Origin of the sequence: Aquabacterium parvum, assembly GCF_001447195.1 — a bacterium.
Taxonomy (GTDB): domain Bacteria; phylum Pseudomonadota; class Gammaproteobacteria; order Burkholderiales; family Burkholderiaceae_C; genus Aquabacterium; species Aquabacterium parvum.
Genome location: NZ_LFRI01000462.1, coordinates 1 through 510, shown reverse-complemented (window position 1 = coordinate 510; position 510 = coordinate 1). Strand labels below are relative to the sequence as shown.

Below are 510 nucleotides of genomic sequence, written 5' to 3'. Positions count from 1 at the left end.
ACACAGGTGCTGCATGGCCGTCGTCAGCTCGTGTCGTGAGATGTTGGGTTAAGTCCCGCAACGAGCGCAACCCTTGTCATCAGTTGCTACGAAAGGGCACTCTGATGAGACTGCCGGTGACAAACCGGAGGAAGGTGGGGATGACGTCAGGTCCTCATGGCCCTTATGGGTAGGGCTACACACGTCATACAATGGCCGGTACAGAGGGCTGCCAACCCGCGAGGGGGAGCCAATCCCAGAAAACCGGTCGTAGTCCGGATCGCAGTCTGCAACTCGACTGCGTGAAGTCGGAATCGCTAGTAATCGCGGATCAGCTTGCCGCGGTGAATACGTTCCCGGGTCTTGTACACACCGCCCGTCACACCATGGGAGCGGGTTCTGCCAGAAGTAGTTAGCCTAACCGCAAGGAGGGCGATTACCACGGCAGGGTTCGTGACTGGGGTGAAGTCGTAACAAGGTAGCCGTATCGGAAGGTGCGGCTGGATCACCTCCTTTCTGGAAAACACTGAA

General features: G+C 57.6%; 1 rRNA gene. It reads left to right on the top strand.

Annotation, left to right across the window (positions count from 1 at the left end):
- A 16S ribosomal RNA gene (locus ABG80_RS18025) occupies positions 1-495 on the top strand; the annotation flags it as partial.
- Positions 496-510 lie beyond the last annotated feature (15 nt).